The sequence below is a fragment of the Pseudomonas fulva genome (assembly GCF_023517795.1).
GTDB lineage: Bacteria > Pseudomonadota > Gammaproteobacteria > Pseudomonadales > Pseudomonadaceae > Aquipseudomonas > Aquipseudomonas fulva_D.
In genome coordinates this window covers 4,823,920-4,842,949 of record NZ_CP082928.1, presented here as the reverse complement: position 1 = coordinate 4,842,949, position 19,030 = coordinate 4,823,920, and the positions used below count along the sequence as shown (strand labels likewise).

General features: G+C 52.4%; 19 protein-coding genes. 6 read left to right on the top strand and 13 right to left on the bottom strand.

Annotated elements, in window-relative coordinates; all coding sequences use genetic code 11:
* The first annotated feature begins 356 nt into the window (after positions 1 to 356).
* From K8U54_RS22390 to rfbD, 6 genes are all read left to right on the top strand, one after another.
* Entirely contained in the window at positions 357 to 632 is a 276-nt protein-coding gene (locus tag K8U54_RS22390; protein WP_249907869.1) for a hypothetical protein, read from the top strand.
* Positions 625 to 891, top strand: a complete 267-nt coding sequence (locus K8U54_RS22385) for a LasR-specific antiactivator QslA (RefSeq protein ID WP_249907868.1) — start codon at positions 625 to 627, stop codon at positions 889 to 891. The genes K8U54_RS22390 and K8U54_RS22385 overlap by 8 nt, the downstream gene beginning before the upstream one ends.
* Before the next feature lie 306 nt (positions 892 to 1,197).
* On the top strand, positions 1,198 to 2,265 hold the full coding sequence (gene rfbB / locus K8U54_RS22380; RefSeq protein WP_249907867.1) for a dTDP-glucose 4,6-dehydratase: 1,068 nt from the start codon (positions 1,198 to 1,200) through the stop codon (positions 2,263 to 2,265).
* A complete protein-coding gene (gene rfbA, locus K8U54_RS22375) occupies positions 2,262 to 3,131 on the top strand; it encodes a glucose-1-phosphate thymidylyltransferase RfbA (protein ID WP_249907866.1) in 870 nt (289 codons plus the stop codon). Before rfbB ends, rfbA begins: the two co-directional genes overlap by 4 nt.
* Entirely contained in the window at positions 3,131 to 3,676 is a 546-nt protein-coding gene (gene rfbC / locus K8U54_RS22370; protein ID WP_249907865.1) for a dTDP-4-dehydrorhamnose 3,5-epimerase, read from the top strand. Before rfbA ends, rfbC begins: the two co-directional genes overlap by 1 nt.
* Positions 3,673 to 4,542 (top strand): dTDP-4-dehydrorhamnose reductase, encoded by an 870-nt coding sequence (gene rfbD, locus K8U54_RS22365; RefSeq protein ID WP_249907864.1) that lies wholly within the window; start codon positions 3,673 to 3,675, stop codon positions 4,540 to 4,542. The genes rfbC and rfbD overlap by 4 nt, the downstream gene beginning before the upstream one ends.
* Before the next feature lie 48 nt (positions 4,543 to 4,590).
* Here the strand turns inward: rfbD and K8U54_RS22360 are convergent, their stop codons facing one another.
* The 13 genes from K8U54_RS22360 to K8U54_RS22300 all read right to left on the bottom strand — a co-directional run bounded on the left by K8U54_RS22360 (position 4,591) and on the right by K8U54_RS22300 (position 18,842).
* Positions 4,591 to 6,594: a polysaccharide biosynthesis protein gene (locus K8U54_RS22360; RefSeq protein ID WP_434060042.1), complete on the bottom strand. Its 2,004-nt coding sequence runs from the start codon at positions 6,592 to 6,594 to the stop codon at positions 4,591 to 4,593.
* A gap of 73 nt (positions 6,595 to 6,667) precedes the next feature.
* A complete protein-coding gene (locus K8U54_RS22355; RefSeq protein ID WP_249907862.1) occupies positions 6,668 to 7,852 on the bottom strand; it encodes a DegT/DnrJ/EryC1/StrS family aminotransferase in 1,185 nt (394 codons plus the stop codon).
* A gap of 18 nt (positions 7,853 to 7,870) precedes the next feature.
* Complete coding sequence (locus K8U54_RS22350) at positions 7,871 to 8,962, bottom strand: GNAT family N-acetyltransferase (protein ID WP_249907861.1); 1,092 nt, start codon at positions 8,960 to 8,962, stop codon at positions 7,871 to 7,873.
* Positions 8,952 to 9,869: a DegT/DnrJ/EryC1/StrS family aminotransferase gene (locus K8U54_RS22345; RefSeq protein ID WP_249907860.1), complete on the bottom strand. Its 918-nt coding sequence runs from the start codon at positions 9,867 to 9,869 to the stop codon at positions 8,952 to 8,954. Before K8U54_RS22345 ends, K8U54_RS22350 begins: the two co-directional genes overlap by 11 nt.
* 11 nt (positions 9,870 to 9,880) lie before the next feature.
* A complete protein-coding gene (locus K8U54_RS22340) occupies positions 9,881 to 10,648 on the bottom strand; it encodes a GNAT family N-acetyltransferase (RefSeq protein WP_249907859.1) in 768 nt (255 codons plus the stop codon).
* A 10-nt stretch (positions 10,649 to 10,658) separates the two neighbouring features.
* On the bottom strand, positions 10,659 to 11,279 hold the full coding sequence (locus tag K8U54_RS22335) for a sugar transferase (RefSeq protein WP_249907858.1): 621 nt from the start codon (positions 11,277 to 11,279) through the stop codon (positions 10,659 to 10,661).
* Positions 11,279 to 12,514 (bottom strand): glycosyltransferase family 4 protein, encoded by a 1,236-nt coding sequence (locus K8U54_RS22330; RefSeq protein ID WP_249907857.1) that lies wholly within the window; start codon positions 12,512 to 12,514, stop codon positions 11,279 to 11,281. The genes K8U54_RS22335 and K8U54_RS22330 overlap by 1 nt, the downstream gene beginning before the upstream one ends.
* A 3-nt stretch (positions 12,515 to 12,517) precedes the next feature.
* Positions 12,518 to 13,648 (bottom strand): non-hydrolyzing UDP-N-acetylglucosamine 2-epimerase, encoded by a 1,131-nt coding sequence (wecB, locus tag K8U54_RS22325; protein ID WP_249907856.1) that lies wholly within the window; start codon positions 13,646 to 13,648, stop codon positions 12,518 to 12,520.
* A complete protein-coding gene (gene wbjC, locus K8U54_RS22320; RefSeq protein ID WP_249907855.1) occupies positions 13,645 to 14,748 on the bottom strand; it encodes a UDP-2-acetamido-2,6-beta-L-arabino-hexul-4-ose reductase in 1,104 nt (367 codons plus the stop codon). The genes wecB and wbjC overlap by 4 nt, the downstream gene beginning before the upstream one ends.
* A gap of 2 nt (positions 14,749 to 14,750) precedes the next feature.
* Positions 14,751 to 15,785, bottom strand: coding sequence for a polysaccharide biosynthesis protein (locus K8U54_RS22315; protein ID WP_249907854.1), 1,035 nt, complete (start codon positions 15,783 to 15,785; stop codon positions 14,751 to 14,753).
* Complete coding sequence (locus K8U54_RS22310; RefSeq protein WP_249907853.1) at positions 15,786 to 16,511, bottom strand: glycosyltransferase; 726 nt, start codon at positions 16,509 to 16,511, stop codon at positions 15,786 to 15,788.
* Positions 16,512 to 16,540: 29 nt separating this feature from the next.
* Positions 16,541 to 17,704, bottom strand: a complete 1,164-nt coding sequence (locus K8U54_RS22305; protein ID WP_249907852.1) for a hypothetical protein — start codon at positions 17,702 to 17,704, stop codon at positions 16,541 to 16,543.
* On the bottom strand, positions 17,697 to 18,842 hold the full coding sequence (locus K8U54_RS22300; protein ID WP_249907851.1) for a hypothetical protein: 1,146 nt from the start codon (positions 18,840 to 18,842) through the stop codon (positions 17,697 to 17,699). The genes K8U54_RS22305 and K8U54_RS22300 overlap by 8 nt, the downstream gene beginning before the upstream one ends.
* Positions 18,843 to 19,030: the final 188 nt, after the last annotated feature.

The following is a 19,030-nucleotide window of genomic DNA, read 5'->3' as shown; positions in this document are numbered from 1 at the left end:
CGGTTGCCAATGCCCATATCCCAAGCTACAGTGCGCCTGCCACGGTTGGTACCGTGGCCGGGTGTAGCAACCTGAAAAACCAAGACGCGGTGCGTCGTAATTGCCTAGCCGGTACCCGTTACCGTGCTACTGCATTTCTATGGCGGGCCGTACGGGGCAGGCTTCGGCCTGGCCGGTTCCCTTGGTTTCCGGTTTGCTACCCCCGTGCGGTCCGTCACCATTCCCGCGTAGCAACGGCGGTGGCGGCTCCTTAACCAAACCAAGGAGCATAAGGAAAATGCGCTATCCAGCTTTTATGCAAGGGCACCTCCTTGCCCATCGAGCACCTACCGAAACCTCCATGAAGGAGGTGTACCATGGCTAATCCGCAAGGTCGCGTCCTGCCATTTCCAAGGCGCCCAAGCCCAATCCCCGTCACCGACTACCAAACCCAGAACGCTCAAGGCGATGCCGAATTGCGTGCCGCCCTACTGCGAGAGCTACTGGAAGATCTCACTAGCCATGCAGAGCACAGCACCGACCGGCTGCGAATACGGTTGGCAACACTGGCCGCCAATGACCTGCTGGACGAATTGGTGGTGCTGTACCGCAGGGCACTGTCCCAGCTTCAGGGAGGAAGCAGCCATGAATAAGAGAATCATCGCCACCACGCTGCCCAGCTATCAGGGCCACCCTGGGTTGACCATCGCCTGGGCGCAAGATTGCCGCCCCGCCTTCAACCAGGGCGTTCAAGCGGCCCAGGCCTGGCTAGCCGGCAACCGCAGGAACTGGCTATGGGCCGCCCTGATTTTCGAACGCGAAGAGATACCCGCGGATATACAGCGCCGCGCCTTCGAAGTGGGGTTTCTGAGCCGCTTACATCAAGGCGTAAGCCTCTCGGATAAAACGTAGAGCCCTGAGCGATACCCACCTATCCGTGGGTATCGCTGCTCACTGGCCAAACCTGGATTGATTATTCCACTGGCTTGTTGGCGGCACGGCGCTGGTGCATCCAGTCGACGACTCCGTCCTCCGGCGAGTAACCGCAGACCATTTCACCTAACAGTTGACGAATGCGGCTCTTCAAACGCACCCCAGAGTCGCTCTAGGCCTTACTCAGGGCTAAAACAGAAGCTCGTCTAACTAAGGCATCCATATATACCGCGCACCAGAATCAAAGTGAGGGCATAATCACGCTTTTTTTCAATGGAATTGAACATGCGTATTCTCGTCACCGGCGGCGCCGGCTTTATCGGCTCCGCGCTGATCCGCCACCTGATCAAGGACACCGACCACGAGGTGCTCAACCTCGACAAGCTGACCTACGCCGGCAACCTGGAATCCCTGCGCGAGGTCGAGAGCAACCCGCGCTATCGCTTCCTGCAAGCGGATATCGGCGATCAGCCTGCGGTAGCCGATGCGCTGCAAAGCTTCCAGCCCGACGCCATCATGCACCTGGCCGCCGAGTCCCACGTCGACCGCTCCATCGACGGCCCGGCAGCATTCATCCAGACCAATATCGTCGGCACCTATGCGCTGCTGGAGGCCACCCGCGCCTACTGGTCGAAGCTGGACGAGGCCCGTCGCCAGGCGTTTCGCTTCCACCATATTTCCACCGACGAGGTATACGGCGACCTGCACGGCGTCGACGACCTGTTCACCGAAACCACGCCCTACGCCCCCAGCTCGCCCTACTCGGCCAGCAAGGCGGCCTCGGACCACCTGGTGCGCGCCTGGCAGCGCACCTACGGCCTGCCGGTGCTGCTGACCAACTGCTCGAACAACTACGGCCCGTATCACTTCCCGGAGAAGCTGATTCCGCTGGTGATCCTCAACGCCCTGGATGGCAAGCCGCTGCCGGTGTATGGCAATGGCCAGCAGGTACGCGACTGGCTGTTCGTCGAGGACCACGCCCGCGCCCTGCTGCAGGTGGTGACCCGCGGCGCGGTCGGTGAGACCTACAATATCGGCGGCCACAACGAGCAGAAGAACCTCGATGTGGTGCACGCCATCTGCGACCTGCTCGACGAGCTGCAACCGCGTGCCGCGGGCTCCTACCGCGAGCAGATCACCTTTGTCACCGACCGCCCCGGCCATGACCTGCGCTACGCCATCGACGCCAGCAAGATCGAGCGCGAGCTTGGGTGGACCCCCGAAGAGACCTTTCCCAGCGGCCTGCGCAAGACCGTGCGCTGGTACCTGGACAACCTCGACTGGTGCCGCCGCGTGCAGGACGGCAGCTACCAGCGTGAGCGGCTCGGCGCCCCCAGGGAGCAACAACAGTGAAAGGCATCATTCTCGCCGGTGGCTCCGGCACCCGTTTGCACCCGATCACCCTGGGCCTGTCCAAGCAGCTGCTGCCGATCTACGACAAGCCGATGATCTACTACCCGCTTTCGGTGCTGATGCTCGCCGGCATCCGCGAGATTCTGGTCATCTCCACGCCCCACGACCTGCCGCAGTTCCAGAAGCTGCTCGGCGACGGCAGCCAGTTCGGCCTGCAACTGAGCTACGCCGAACAGCCGGAGCCGGACGGCCTGGCCCGCGCCTTCATCATTGGCGAGCAGTTTATCGGCGACGATCCGGTGTGCCTGATCCTTGGTGACAACATCTTCCACGGTCAGCACTTCACCGAAAAACTCCTGCGCGCGGCTGCCGCGGACAAGGGCGCCACCGTGTTCGGTTACTGGGTCAAGGATCCCGAGCGCTTTGGCGTGGTGGAGTTCGATGCCCAGGGCCAGGCGATTTCCATCGAGGAAAAGCCGGCCCAGCCGCGCTCCAGCTATGCCGTCACCGGCCTGTACTTCTACGACAACGACGTGATCGAGATCGCCAAGGCGGTCAAGCCCTCGCCACGCGGCGAGCTGGAGATCACCGACGTCAACAATGCCTACCTGCAGCGCGGCGACTTGCGCGTGGAACGCTTCGGCCGCGGCTTCGCCTGGCTCGACACTGGCACCCACGACAGCCTCTTGGAAGCCTCGCAGTACGTGCAAACCATCGAGCACCGCCAGGGGCTGAAAGTCGCCTGCCTGGAAGAAATTGCCTACGGGCAGGGCTGGATCGACCGCGAATGCCTGCTGCGCCAGGCCAAGGCGTTTGGCAAGACCGGCTATGGCCAGTACCTGTTCAGCCTGGCCGAGGACAACTGATGCACATCATTCAAACCGCCATCTCCGACGTACTGATACTCGAACCCAAGGTGTTCGGCGATGAGCGCGGCTTCTTTTTCGAAAGCTTCAACGCCCGCGCCTTCAGCGAAGCCACGGGCCTGAATCCCACCTTCGTCCAGGACAACCACTCGCGCTCGCAACAGGGCGTGCTGCGTGGCCTGCACTATCAGGTGCAGCAGGCCCAGGGCAAGCTGGTGCGTGTCACCGCTGGCGAGGTGTATGACGTCGCCGTGGACCTGCGTCGCCAATCGCCGACCTTTGGCCAGTGGGTAGGCGCGCACCTGTCCGCCGACAACAAACGGCAGATGTGGGTCCCCGAAGGTTTTGCCCATGGCTTCGTGGTGCTCAGCGAATTCGCCGAATTCCTCTACAAGACCACCGACTACTACGCGCCTGCACACGAACGTTGCATTCGCTGGAACGACCCGACGCTGGCCATCGACTGGCCGCTGCAGGGCGAGCCGAGGCTTTCCGCCAAGGATCAGCAGGGCCTGAGCTTCGACGAAGCGGACGTGTTCGCATGAAGATCCTTCTGCTCGGTCAGCACGGTCAGGTCAGCCGTGAGCTGCAGCTGCTGCTCAGCAAGCAGCATGAATTGATCGTGCTGGGCCGCGAGCAGCTCGACCTTGCCGACACAGAGCGTCTGCGCGAGACCGTGCGCCATCTGCGCCCGGAGCTGATCATCAATGCCGCTGCGCACACCGCGGTCGATGCCGCCGAAAACGAGCCGGAGGCGGCCTTTGCGATCAATGCCGTGGCGCCCGGCATACTGGCCGAAGAAGCCGCAGCGCTCGATGTTCCCTTGATCCACTACTCCACCGACTACGTGTTCGATGGCAGCAAAGCCACTGCCTATGACGAGGACGACGTTGCCAACCCACTGGGCGTCTATGGCCGCAGCAAGCTGGCTGGCGAACAGGCCATCGCGGCGGTGGGTGGCAAGCACCTGATCCTGCGCACCAGCTGGGTGTATTCGCGGCACGGGCGCAACTTCCTGCTGACCATGCAGCGCCTGCTGCAGGAGCGTGAGCAGCTCAGCGTGGTGGCCGACCAGATCGGCGCGCCGACCTGGGCCGGCAGCATCGCCGCCGCGACCGGGCAACTGATCGAGCGCTGGCAACAGCAGCAAACCGCAGCCTGGGGCGTTTATCACTTCACTGCCCGGGGCGAGACCTCCTGGTTCGGCTTTGCCGAAGCCATCGCCGCGCAGCTGCTGGCACAGGGCAAGCCCGTCGCCACGCTGAAGCCCATCGCCACCACGGATTACCCGACGCCCGCCAAGCGCCCCCTCAACTCGCGCCTGGACTGCAGCCGTCTGGAGCGCGATTGGGGCGTGCGCCTGCCGGACTGGCACCACGGCCTGCTCGAGTGTCTGAACAGAAAGGAATGAGCTAAAGAGGGAGCGGCACTTCTGGACAAAGAAGTGCCTGCTAAGCCTTCAGTCTTTTGCCGCGGGTTTCGTCGTTTTGCAGCGCACATGCATCCAATCGACGATCTCACCCTCAGGGGCATAACCACTCACCGTGTCGCGCAACAACTGGCGCACGCGATCATAATCGTCCTGCTCCACGGCCTTGATCAGATCAGCCATAACCGCCTTGAAGGTTTCCCACGGCAGATGCTCTTCGTTAGCACGCATGATCATCGGATGTTCGGTGGGGCTCACGTTATCGCCGATCAACAGCTCCTCGTAGAGCTTCTCGCCCGGGCGCAAGCCGGTGAACTCGATGGCGATATCACCACTAGGGTTGTTATCAGACGCCACGCTGAGGCCAGTGAGGTGAATCATCTTCTCGGCCAGCTCGGCGATCTTTACCGGTTGCCCCATATCCAATACAAACACGTCACCGCCCTGCCCCATGGAGCCGGCCTGGATCACCAGTTGCGCAGCCTCGGGAATAGTCATGAAGTAGCGGGTAATGTTCGGGTGGGTGACTGTCACCGGCCCGCCCTTGCGAATCTGTTCGTAGAAGCGAGGTATGACCGAGCCCGAAGAACCAAGCACATTACCGAAACGCACCATGGTGAACCGGGTCTTGTTGACCTGATGCACACCTTCTTTGTCGCCAAATAGCACGGGGGCGCTTTCGCGGCTTAACGCCTGCAGCACCATCTCGGCCAGGCGCTTAGTGCTGCCCATCACATTGGTGGGGCGCACGGCCTTGTCGGTGGAGATCAATACGAAGTGCTCGACACCAGCCTTCAAAGCGGCCTGGGCGGTATGCAGCGAACCCAACACATTGTTCAATACGCCTTCGGCGATATTGTGCTCAACCATGGGCACATGCTTGTAGGCGGCCGCGTGGTAAACGGTATTCACATCCCAGGCACGCAACAGTTCGACCTGGCGCTGCTGGTTACGCACCGAGCCAAGAATCGGCACCAATCGAACTGCCAGCGACTCACGACGGATCCGCTGCTCCAGTTCGCCATGAATGGCGTAGAGGTTGAACTCGCTGTGCTCGAACAACAGTAGCGTTTTAGGGCCGGATCCAAGTATCTGCCGGCACAACTCGGAACCGATCGAACCACCAGCCCCGGTTACCATCACCACCTGGCCACGAATGCAGCGCTCGAACAACTCGCGTTGCGGAGGCACGGTATCGCGCCCCAGCAGGTCGGCGATATCGACCTCTTGTACATCCTCGACCTTTACCCGGCCACTTGCCAGATCCATGAAGCCGGGAACGGTGCGTACATGCAGGGGGTATTTTTCCAGCGCTTCGAGCACCTCCCTGCGACGCGTACGTGACACCGATGGCAATGCCATCAGGATCTCGGTGGCACCAGTATCATCAATCATCTGCTGGATATGCTTGGGCGAATAAACCCGTAGGCCGGCGATGATTCGATTGGAAATATTCGAGTCGTCATCGATGAACGCTACGGGCCTCATCGAGCGGCCCATCCGCAGGGATGCCGCCAACTGATTGCCAGCTGAACCAGCGCCATAGATCGCCACTGCTGGGGCACCCGCATCGCGGCTACTGAACTTGAAGGGCTGGTCGGCTGCAAACCAGTGCCCCATGAAGAACTGGCGCATGGCCAAGCGCAGCCCGCCGATCAACATGATGCTCAGCCACCAGTAATTGAACACCATGGAGCGTGGGATCACCGCCCGCGCATCCTGATGCCAGTAGATCGCCAATGCCAGAATCAGTGCCGAAAGAGAGACCGCCTTGGTGATGGCGATCAGTGCCTCGGTACCGAAATAGCGCATCACGGCTCGGTACATGCCAAAGCGTATGAACAGCGGAATGGAGATCAGTGGTGCCAGCGCGAAGAGCCACAGGTGGCCGTCAAGCGGATAGATCTCGTCAAAATCTCCCAGGCGAACGACAAAGGCCAGCCACAATGCAGCCCAAACGAGCACCACGTCTATAACAACTTGGAGTAATCGCTTCTGGCGACGGCGCAACCGAACCAAGCGAGTGCGTAGCAGCTCAGCAAACCTCAACACAACACTACCTCGTATCCCTACTAAATTGCTTTGCCTAAATTAATCCGACGGCCCCCTAGTTAACCGTCAGCGAGGCCTCTCGCAAAACGTCTTCGAGCACTGTACAGGTTTTTGATATTTCATCGTTGCTTAGAGTCGGGTGCACCAGAAACATCAGACTTGTTTCGCCCAGCTCGCGCGCGACCTCAAGGGGTTGCTCCGGCCTCCAGCCTGTATCATCAAATGCTTTCTCCAGATAGACCTCGGAGCATGAACCGGAATAGCAAGGTACACCACGTGCATTGATCTCGCTCAGAATAAGGTCGCGACTCCATTCTGGTTTCAGCTTTGCTGGTTCGACGAATACATAGCACTTATAGGCAGCGTGCTCGATATCGGCAGGTACCTCAGGAACTCGCAGACCAGGCAAGGCACTGGCGACCGCCCAGATGCGCTTCGCGTTGGACTGGCGAGCAGCGCTCCAATCTTTCATGCGCGATAGCTGAATTCGCCCAATTGCACCCTGCACTTCCATCATCCGCCAGTTGGTGCCGAAACTTTCATGGAGCCATCGGAAGCCGGGGGCATGCTGACGCTCGTAAATGGCTTGCCAAGATTTGCCGTGGTCCTTATATGACCACATTTTTGACCATAGCTCGTGATCATTGGTGGTGACCATACCGCCTTCGCCACCCGTGGTCATGATTTTGTCCTGACAAAAGGACCAGGCGCCAACGTGCCCGATAGAACCGACCGGACGACCTTTGTAGATTGCGCCATGGGCCTGAGCGCAGTCTTCGATAACTTTAAGACCGTGCTCCGAAGCCAGCGCCATGATCGGATCCATATCACAAGGCCAGCCGGCCAGGTGAACACAGATGATGGCGCGGGTGCGCGGCGTCAGTACGGCAAGAATGGTCTTGGCAGTAATATTTTGGGTATCCCGGTCTACTTCTGCAAAGACCGGAATTGCACCTGCATTGACAATGCTGGAAACGGAAGCAAGAAAGGTTCGAGGCGTGACGATGACTTCGTCACCAGTGCCGAGGTTCAACGCTTGAAAGGCCAGATCGAGGGCGACAGTGCCATTCGCAAGAGCAATGGCATATTTGGCTCCTGCCCACAGCGCGAACTCCTTTTCGAACTCGCGGCACTCTTGACCTGTCCAGTAATTAACTTTATTCGACAAAATCACGTCACGTACTGCATCAGCTTCTTGATTAGTGAAGGAGGGCCACGACGAGAATTCAGTATTGAGCATGGAATACACCAGGAGATGTCAGGAGAAGTAAGCTGGAAAGTAGTCTGGATTCTCTATCCATGATGCACCAATGGCTGCGTTACGCCGCGCGGATATGGCATCATCATATCTATTTCTATCGTGAATCAGCCGCTGCACACAAAATGGTGTCGATCCATTCTGATCGAAAGCAAGCTTGAACTTGTAAATACCATCATACGGTCGGACGCCACCACCTAAAACGTACCCTTCTATGTTGTTAGAGACGCACCATAAATTGACATGGTGCTTTAGCAGATCGCTGGGTCTTAGGGCCGAATACTCCATATTCGACCCTCCCAAAAAGGAATAAACATGTCTGGGAGAACGCAATACAAGCTCGGTAGCAATGACCTCACCATGGAGGCGGACATGAACGTAAAACCCAATTTTATCCTCAACCAAGTGAGTATTGAATTTTACGAATTCACTCTCGGGAATCATAAATGACTGGCTGGCGTTCGTCCTAGTCATTGTAAGATGATAAACCTCAACAAACTCTTCAGTCGTTTTTGCCTCAAAGTCGAGCTCCACCTGCAACTCGGAAGCCTCAGCCCTTTTTATGTTCTTTCGAACCGAGTGCTTATAATCCAGCCATAAACTCTCTGCGGTTCTCTGCAGGCCAACCACAACATTTTCTTGCTGTTTTATGCTTTCAACAGGGCGAATCACCTTGAACGTTGAAAACAAATCCTCTCGCACAAACTCACTAATCACTTTGTTTTCAGACAAATAATTTGAGAATGCCCTTTCAAATCCTTCAGACGCCCCGGACTCCAACTGGCAGAAAACAGGGCCACCATATCCATATGCCGAAACTATATGACAGGCTTGTACACTCCCAAGTCCAATGGAGGGAAAGTCCTGAAGGTAAAGCATATAAAATGCGTAAATGATTCTTGGAATATCATCTTCAAAATATACCACTGCGCGCGGGTGCTGATTATTAGATTTCATCAGCATTAGATAGCCCGGGTGATCATGAGGCCTGCGGCTCTGACTAGTACGCCATATAGACAGATACTCCTCAAAATCGGACGGCCTGGCCAAATCGTAGGATTTCAGATAACCACTCACAATATTAGCTTGCATACAATAAACTCAACAGAGTTTCACACATCAGACCAAGCGACTCTTCATCAGCGCCTTGGTGTAGTGGTAAATTTAAAATCCTCTCCGCGACGTAGTTCGTCTGAAAATCAGGATTCGTCTGGATTTCCGAGATCATTGTATGATAAAGGCTCACCACCCCGAACCCTGAATCATTCATTTTCTGATATAGAGCGTTACGATCACAGGAAATGATCAAGACCGGAAATGTTTGCGGAACCACACCTGGTTCAAGCACAGGCCGAAGAGCCTTAAGAACCGAATCGTGCCCTGCCAATCTACGAGTCAAATAACCGTGATTTTTTATTCTGGCTTTTACCAGTGAAGCGATATCATGTTCGAAGCAGAGTTTTGATACTAAACTGGGCGCATACCCATCACCTGCCTTCTGCAACGATAGGGCCCCACCGCTACTTACGGGTAGCATTTTGTGAAGAGAGTAGATACTTGCATCTGACAATCGGCCACTCACACCTCCATGAATATCAGTAAATAGCGAGTGGGCCTGATCTTCAAGTATTTTTATACCATTCGCCTTTGCAAGTTCGACTACCCGTTCGTAGCCAGGATCGACATAACCAAAATAATGGATAACCACTATCAACTTAACGTCAAAATTTTCAATACAGCGCTTTATCGAGTCAAGACATATCGTCAAGCTTTTATCAAGCTCATAAAACTCGCAGTTAACTCCCGAATTGACGATGGGATCAAACACACCCGAGCCTTCTCGCGGAGAATAACCGATGTAATTAGGCATTAGCACGACTTCTGTTTCACGCAATTCCAAAGCACGTAGATATGCTTCAAATGCATCCCTAGCTCTTGGATAGTCTACCCAGACTCGACCACCGCTGCGCCCAACGCTTGCTTGCTTTTCAATTCGCATATATAAAACCTTCAGTGGACGTTCTGTATTCCAAGACTAGTTCGCAAGCGCTCCGCTTCAACCGACATATTTATCGTTTTAGCGAACTGATTAACTGCTGCAGCCTTAACAACAGGCATTTCGTCTATAATTAACAAAAACTCTCTATGCGGATCAAATTCAAGAAGAGCATTAATAGCCTGTGTATCACTGAAAACCTGGTTGTCGCCAAGCCTATAATAGCAATCCCCTAGCAGGCCGACTTGATAGTTTTTTGAGTCCGTCGACACGGTTAACTGCGCGAACCCGTATGACTCAAAGCTAGCGATCGCCTGTGGCAAGTTTGCAATATAACCAGCTTCGCCTTCTTGGCCATCAATTTCTATCTTGACCCATTTTTTCTCAAAGCGCTCCTCAAACCCTAAACTCTTATACCATAGCGCTGCGGAAGTATTGTGCTCGAAAACATCCAGAGCAACTTGGCTATACTCAAAAGGCTCCGAAGATAAAGCATATCGCAGCAGCCCCGCACCTATTCCACCGCCACGAAACTTACTGTCAGTACAAATATAGTCCAGGTAATAAATGCCTGACGCCCTTATTTTTTTAAACTGGGCAACAGCAATAACTTTTGCTCCATCATGCGCCACATACACGGAAACGTCACTCAATCTCTCTCTCAGTGACAACTGCCTTTCCAAAAACAGCGCAACGCCTCGACAACCATAAATGATCTTATCAAGATGATACAGCCCAAAGGAAGACTGGATAAGTGCAACGATATCAGTCGCATCCTTCACACACGCTCTTCTAAACATTATCTCCCCCTCGTTTCCGGCTACGCTCCTCATCAAGATTCAGCATCGTCTGCGAGGGGTCTACGACTATGCCATCACTTTTCAGCACTTTATAGAAAGTAAGAAAGATAATTCTCATATCAAGTAGGAAAGATCTGTTCTTAACATACCAAACATCATATGCCAGGCGCGCATCCCATTTACACTCGTTTCGCCCATTTATCTGAGCCCACCCCGTAATACCGGGTTTCACTGAAAACCGGCATCGTTCTTCTTCAGTGAAATAAGGGGTATACCTATTAAGCAGTGGCCGCGGCCCCACTATACTCATATCGTTACGAAGGACATTCCATAGTTCTGGCAACTCATCGAGGCTACTGGACCTGAGAAATCTTCCAAATTTGGTTAATCTATCGCCGTCGGCCAAAACTTCCCCATTGTGATCTACAGCATCGCGCATAGTACGAAACTTTATCATCTCGAAGGGAACCCCGTTGAGACCGGGCCGCACCTGCCTGAAAAATACAGGAGCACCTAAATTTCGTTTAACCAAGCATGCAACGATGAGAATTATTGGGGAGAAAAGTATTAGCCCAAGAAACGAGGCTAGAATGTCAAAAGATCGTTTTAACATTATGGCTTCCTTTTGGCAAACGAGAGTGTTCTGAAGATACTTCCGAAATGAGAGGTTCCAACAGACAGCGAAAGATTTTCCTTGTAGTAGGCCGACCCTTTGCCAGCCATACTCTTTCTCTCATCAGCGCTCAGACTCTGCAATGCCAACGCAGCATTTGCAATATCTTGCGGATTTTCCGACTCAGCAACCTGGCCACAGCCCGACTGACGTATAAGATCGGCCGCGTCACCATCAACAGCCATCAAGATAGGTTTTCCTGCCGCCATATAAGCCTGGGTTTTAGAGGGTATCGTTATAGTAAATAGCTCATCTTTTTTCAGATGCACCAATAAGGCATCTGCGCTATTCAAATAACTACCGACCTCTGACATAGGTACTCTAGGAAGAAATCTCACATTATAAAGCTGCTGTCTTACTGCAAGCTCCTTTAAATTATCGACCTCTAGGCCACCACCGAGAAAAACAAAAATAATATTCTCCCCTCGGGTTTTCAGTATTTGAGCGGCTTCAATAACTGATTCCAATGCCTGTGCTTTCCCTATATTTCCTGCGAACAAGATCCGAAAACTCTCAGACCCAGGGAAATCGGCAGAGATATTAACATCCACCTTTGCCAACGCATTCTCATCGCACCAGTTGTAGATGATATCTATTTTCTCTTCAGGAACTCCACGCGAAATCAAGATACGCTTAAACCCTGGAGATAAGACGACTAAGTGGTCTGCTGTTCGATATACCCAATCACAAATCCGGGAAACTATCTTCAATCCAGTCCGATTGGAAAACATACCGGTTGCATTTAGCGTATCAGGCCACATATCTTGAACATCATAAACCACAGGTACTCTACGAAAAATCCTTATCAGCGCTGCTGTGATACCAACGGTCAAAGGCGGATGATAGGCATATATGACATCAGGGCGCTTAGCCCCGAATAGACCGTAAACTGATGCAGCAGCCGAAAAACTCAAATAATTCATCACCCTGCCGATTCCACTTCGCCCATGGCTTGGGTACAGCGGTACTCGAGTTATCTCTACACCATGAATAACTTCACGCTGCAAAAGCTTGACCTTATATCCAGGATATAACTTGCCTCCTGGGTAATTGGGAAACCCCGTAAGGACTTCGACCTCAAAACCCTGCCGCATTAACTCCCTAGCAAAAACTAATCCCTTGAAAGTAGGTTCGGGCTCAAACCACTGAGTAAGTAAAAGTACCCGGATGGCCACGGTCTAGTACCTCCGCCAAACTGTTCTCATCACATAGTCTCGATAGCTATGGACGATCCGCACGACCTTGTCCGCCACGTTAGGCATGCTGTAATCAGCCACCAAAGGCAAGCTGCGCTGGTCACCACGGCCTTGCGACTCGAGCACTTGGAGCGCCTGCATCACTCGCTCGACTTCGAGCCCGACCATCATCACGGCGGCCTCTTCCATGCCCTCGGGGCGCTCGTGAGCTTCACGAATGTTCAGCGCCGGGAAGTTCAGAATCGAAGACTCTTCCGAAATGGTGCCACTGTCGGACAACACCGCTTTGGCGCAGGCCTGCAGCTTGTTGTAGTCCTTGAAGCCCAGCGGCTTGAGCAACCGCACATTGGGATGGAAGGTCACGCCCAATGCATCCACACGCTTTTGAGTACGCGGGTGAGTGGACACGATTACTGGCAGATCGTAGTGCGCGGCGACCTGATTCAAGGTCTCGGCCAGCTTGCGGAAGTTTTTCTCGGAGTCGATATTCTCTTCACGGTGCGCACTGACCACGAAGAACTTGCCCTCCTCCAGCCCAAGGCGCTGAAGCACATCGGAGGCGTCGATGCCTTCACGATAGTGAGTCAATACCTCGAACATCGGACTGCCGGTCTTGATCACCATATCCGGCGACAGCCCTTCGCGCAGCAGGTAATCGCGGGCGATGGTGCTATAGGTCAGGTTGATATCCGCCGTGTGATCGACGATGCGGCGATTGATCTCTTCCGGCACTCGCATGTCGAAACAGCGGTTGCCTGCTTCCATATGGAAGGTGGGTATCTTGCGTCGCTTGGCCGGAATCACCGCCATGCAACTGTTGGTGTCGCCCAGCACCAACAACGCGTCGGGCTGGACTTCAGCCAGCATCTTGTCGACCGCGATGATCACGTTGCCGATGGTCTCCGCGCCAGTTGCACCCGCGGCATTGAGAAAGTGATCAGGGCGGCGGATACCCAGATCGTCGAAAAAGATCTCGTTGAGCTCGTAATCGTAGTTCTGCCCGGTATGGATCAATACATGGTCGCAATGCTCGTCCATCTTGGCCATCACGCGCGCCAGGCGGATAATTTCCGGGCGGGTGCCAACGACCGTGGCAACTTTCAGCTTTTTCATGGTTTCACCTGGCAGGCGTAGGTATCGGGGTGCGCGCGGTCGAAGATCTCGTTGGCCCAGAGCATCACGATCATTTCATCGTCACCAATGTTGGTGATGTCATGGGTCCAGCCGGGAACGGTTTCGACGATCTGCGGCTTATCGCCCTCGGTGACGACCTCATGAAACTCACCCGAGGTCATATGGCGGAACCCAAAGCGGGCGCGCCCCTTGATGACGAGAAATTTCTCGGTCTTGGTGTGGTGATAATGGCCGCCACGGGTAATACCCGGGTACGCGGTAAAGAACGAGAACTGCCCGCAGTCGGGGGTCTTCAGCATCTCCACGAACACGCCACGCGGGTCACCATACTTCGGCACTTCGTAGGTGAATAGCTCGGGCGGCAGGTAGCTCAAGTAGGTCGAGTACAGGGCGCGCACGAAGCCGTCACCCACCCGATCCGTGACCAAGGTATTGCGGCTGTCTTTGAAACCGTGCAGGCGGTCGGCTATCTCGCCGACACTCACCCGATATTGCGGCTGCACGTCAACACCAGCCTCCTCGGCTGCCATCAAGGCGAGGAAATGAGCGATCACGTCATCGATATACACCAGGGTGATAACGGCGGCCGGATCGTTGATCTGGATAGGCAAATCACGCGCGATGTTGTGGCAGAAGGTGGCTATTGCCGAGTTGTAATTCGGCCTGGCCCATTTGCCGAACACGTTCGGCAGCCGCAGCACATGCACCGGGTTGCCGTGCTGCGCCGAGAGCGCCTGCAGGGCCTCCTCGGCACCACGCTTGCTGGCGCCATAGGGGTTGTCCAAAGCGGCCTGGCTCGACGAGGTATAGACAACCGGAATCTGCCGACCGCTGGCCTCGATGGCCTTGCACAGTTCAACCGTCAGCTCGGTATTGCCCTGATCGAATTCCGCAGGATCCTGAGGGCGGTTTACACCTGCCAGGTGGAAGATAAAGTCCGCTTGAGCTACACGCTCGCCAAGTGCATTCAAGTCATCGGAGCGACCGAATTTGAGAACCTCGATATCCTGACGCTCGTTGAGATGTACGATCAGGTTCTTGCCAACAAAACCGTTGGCCCCGGTGATCAATACTTTCATGCTCACTCCTCGGGCGCTGCGTCTTCGCCGCGCTGAATGGCGCGCATGAAATTCAACTTGAGCAACAGCTTCTGCATGCCCTGCACGTCAAGGCGCTCGGTGTTGTGCGAATTGTAATCTTCCGTATGGGAAATACGCTCCTCGCCCTGCTCGACGAACTTGCTGTAATTCAGGTCGCGCAGGTCCGGCGGCACGCGGTAGTACTCGCCACGGTCTTCGGCGCAGGCCATTTCCTCGCGGCTCAGCAGCGCTTCGTAGAGTTTCTCGCCATGGCGGGTACCGATCACCTGGATGGGATGGTCGGGCTTGCCCAGCAGGGAGGTCAGCGCTTGCGCGAGCACTTCGACAGTAGCAGCAGGTGCCTTCTGCACGAACAGGTCGCCATTGCGGCCATGCTCGAATGCATACAGCACCAGGTCGACCGCATCGGCCAGGGTCATCATGAAACGGGTCATGTTCGGGTCGGTGATCGACAGCGGCTTGCCGGCACGAATCTGATCGACGAACAGCGGAATCACCGAGCCGCGAGAAGCCATGACGTTGCCGTAACGGGTGCCACAAATGACCGTATTGGTTTCATCGAGGTTGCGTGACTTGGCCACCATGACCTTTTCCATCATCGCCTTGGAAATACCCATGGCGTTGATCGGGTAAACAGCCTTGTCGGTACTCAGGCAGACCACGCGCTTGACGCCATTCTGGATGGCAGCTTCCAGCAGGTTTTCGGTGCCCAGCACATTGGTCTTGACCGCTTCCATGGGGTGAAACTCGCAAGACGGCACTTGCTTCAATGCGGCGGCATGGAAGATGTAATCCACACCGCGCGTGGCATTCAAGACGCTCTGGTAGTCGCGCACGTCGCCAATGTAGAACTTCAGCTTGGGGCTGGCGTAATGCTTGCGCATGTCATCCTGTTTTTTCTCATCACGGCTGAAGATTCGGATTTCAGCGATATCGGTATCGAGATAGCGCTTGAGTACGGCATTACCAAAAGAGCCAGTACCACCAGTGATGAGCAGAACCTGAGATTTGAACATCTATCTTTTTCCCATAAAAATTTTGAAAAAAGCAATAAGCCAGATAACTCTGGTGATAATTTTGTCAAGAAAGCTACGCTTGCGATTACTCAAATTATTATTATGCACACGCCTATAAGTCACAACATCTCGGGTATGAGAGATCGAGCGAAGCCTTGTCGCCACTAAGAACGTCCAAATATCATGACTTACAGTTGGACTTCCAAATGGTAATAAAGACAGCTTAAGCTCTTTAGATATCAGCATTGAACACCCAAAATAAGGAACATTACGCCCGGCGGCCAGGTCGAAAATATTTCTCAAATAAGAACCATCACGCTGATGGCTAAATCCACAAAAATAATGGTGATCAGCTGGGTTGGTAAAAAAATAGTCAGTACTACCCACAACCAAAAGTTTTTTCGTTGATTTCATCGCAGAAATCATCTTATCCACTCTTCCATTTGGCCATACGTCATCCTGGTCACAAAAAAAAATGTAGTCCCCTGCGGCCAACCCCAAAAGATTTTCGAAATTTCTTATATAACCAAGATTACTTGAGTTCATAATAACCCTCACTCGAGGGTCAGCGAAACCTTCAGCGATAGCTACTGTATCGTCAGTAGATCCATCATCCCCGACTAAAACCTCTGAATTGGCAGGAAGCTGTGACAAAACCGATACAAGCTGCTCTCTTAAAAAAGAGCCCCCATTATATGTTGCTATGCAAACACTAACAAAACTCATAAACCCTCAGTACAGTCAAAGACATGAAGCTAGCTCCTATCAGCACTAATAGCTATTTTGATAGCTGCAAAGTGAGAAAAAACGAACACTGGAGCCAGCAAAAGCGGATTGCCTGCCCCCGGAATCAAATATGCCATCAAGCCCAAAACCCAAGCGCCTCTCACATGATCACCATCAATTAAAAACAACTTCAACCCCAAAAACACAGGCACAATATATGATAAAAAAAGAGGAATGCTAAACACTCCAAGTTTATTGATTAAATTTATGTAGGTCAGCTCAAAACCATAACCAGAATCATCTCGAGAATACCCGGAAACCAAACCACTTCCCAGCCCAGCGCCCTGCAAATTCCATTCAGAAATCAAATATGAAAACTGCTCAGACCTAACAGAGTTACTTGGCTCATTAGAAGAAAAGCTAAATATCAAAACATCGTATATATCTGTAAAAAAAAGCAATACCAGCACAAAAAAAACAGCGAGTCCAGTCAAAAAAAGCAGGCTTGAGCGCACAAGAAGAAACCCAAAAGAAATAATAACCCCCCTAGAAAAAATTAGAAAACCAAGGAAAAGAAAGACCAATATATATCCTTTTGACATTGCCGGAACAATCAACACAAAAGAATACAAGGCAAGTAAAAAAAAGCTCATAAGCGTAATACGAGAGCTACCGTTCCCAAGCAAGAAAATTGAAACCATGGAGAGTAATAGAAAGGGTGTCACATACAAAAAAGCCACAGAATAAATTGTTCTAAAACCCGACAATCCAACCACATTTGCCTCCCCTCCTCCCCCCACCCGCGCAAAAAAACTGAAGACTGAATATATAGCAAACACACACGCAAAAAAAGAAGCGATTAACAAGACTTTTTTTATGGACTTGACGCTCACATAAAAAAAGAATGGATAAAAAAGCAGATATAATGAAAGACCAAAAAAATTTGAAAATGCGTAGGCCGGAGTAACGCCACCAGCCAATCCCTTCAGTACGCCATAACACCAAGTACAAAAAACAAAGAACGGCAAAACAAAAACAAAAAGCTGCAGAGGGGTAAACTTATTATTAAAAAATGAAAAATCGCTAATCAGCCTAAGCCCTCCCCAAATACTAAAGGCCCCAACTGCGAGATAAGCAACCCTACCACCCAACATAGAGCTGGCGTAGATCAGAACAATCAAAAGCTCAGACACCTGGACGCCTCACTGAAAGCCTGAAAGACAAATAAAAATAGCAAACTATCCCATACAATACTCCAACAGCACAAACAAACCAAACCAACTTCTGCCCCAACAAAGCAGAGCTTAAGTTATGATAAATTAGCAAAGCCATTAGCACCCCATACACTCCAAGTGATCCTAAATATATTGGCGCATCATCTAGATAAACAAAAACGTAGTTGAGAACGCTATGGAAATACAAAACAAGATACAGCAATGCAAAACCCATCACCCCTCCAGAGAGTTCTATATATTTATATCCGAGAAACAAACTTACAATCCAAGATTGAATGCTCGTAGACTCTAGAATAAAGAAAGACAAGAAAATCCCGAAAAAAAACAAGAGAAGCGAATAGTTCATAAATCTTTGCACACCTCTTTTACCCTGCACACAGAGCCGTGCAAACATATAGTTGTTCAGCGCACCATATAAAACCCCCCCGCCTAGAATAATCGTCATCATATTGGAATAGAAAGCCGCATATAACGAGTCGGCAGCAACAACATAATACCTAGGCAAATTGACTATTAGACTAGCAATAAAAGCTGCACCACCAAGCGCAAAATTGAATACAACAACCCCACGACCAGCGTACTTTCTCAGGCATCTCGCCATGGTAAAAATGGCCATTGGAATACCAGCAACAGCGATACTAAGCTCAAGGCTGCCATGCAGCATCAGTACAGACGTAGATAAAGCCAAGAAAAATATTGCCCTCTGAAGCGTTCTATACAGCGCATCTAGGTAATCACCAACTCGAAAGCACTCAACCATTTCTACTTCGTATAAAAACTCTGACCCCCTATATAAAAAAAAGCACAGAAACAAAATTGATGAAAAAAATAACGCACCGAACAAACCAATTAGCAAAAACACAGGAAGCAAATTAATTCTAGTTCTCATTGCATCAACGAGGCTAAGCTTTCCACTTATAATGGATACATTATTTTGCATTGACAGTAGTAGTTGAGCCGGGGCGCAGACCGATATTGCAAGCCCAAGCTCAACAACTGAAGATGGCTTCCCCATATGGGAAGCCATCACCACAAGAATCACAGTAGGAATGCTGTAAATAACATTCGCGAAAAATATTAATAATGTACCTTTCAAGGCAATACCCCAACCAATTAACCCTAAAAATCTACTAAATCCTTCCTCTTTTCAGCACTCCACCAAATTTCGGTAAGCATTCATAAATGTTGATTACCCGTATAAATTATAATGAAAAGCGTAGCAACTCACTTGACAGGAAGATTATCTTCAAGCCCCAACCCTGCCCATAATTTAACAATTAAACC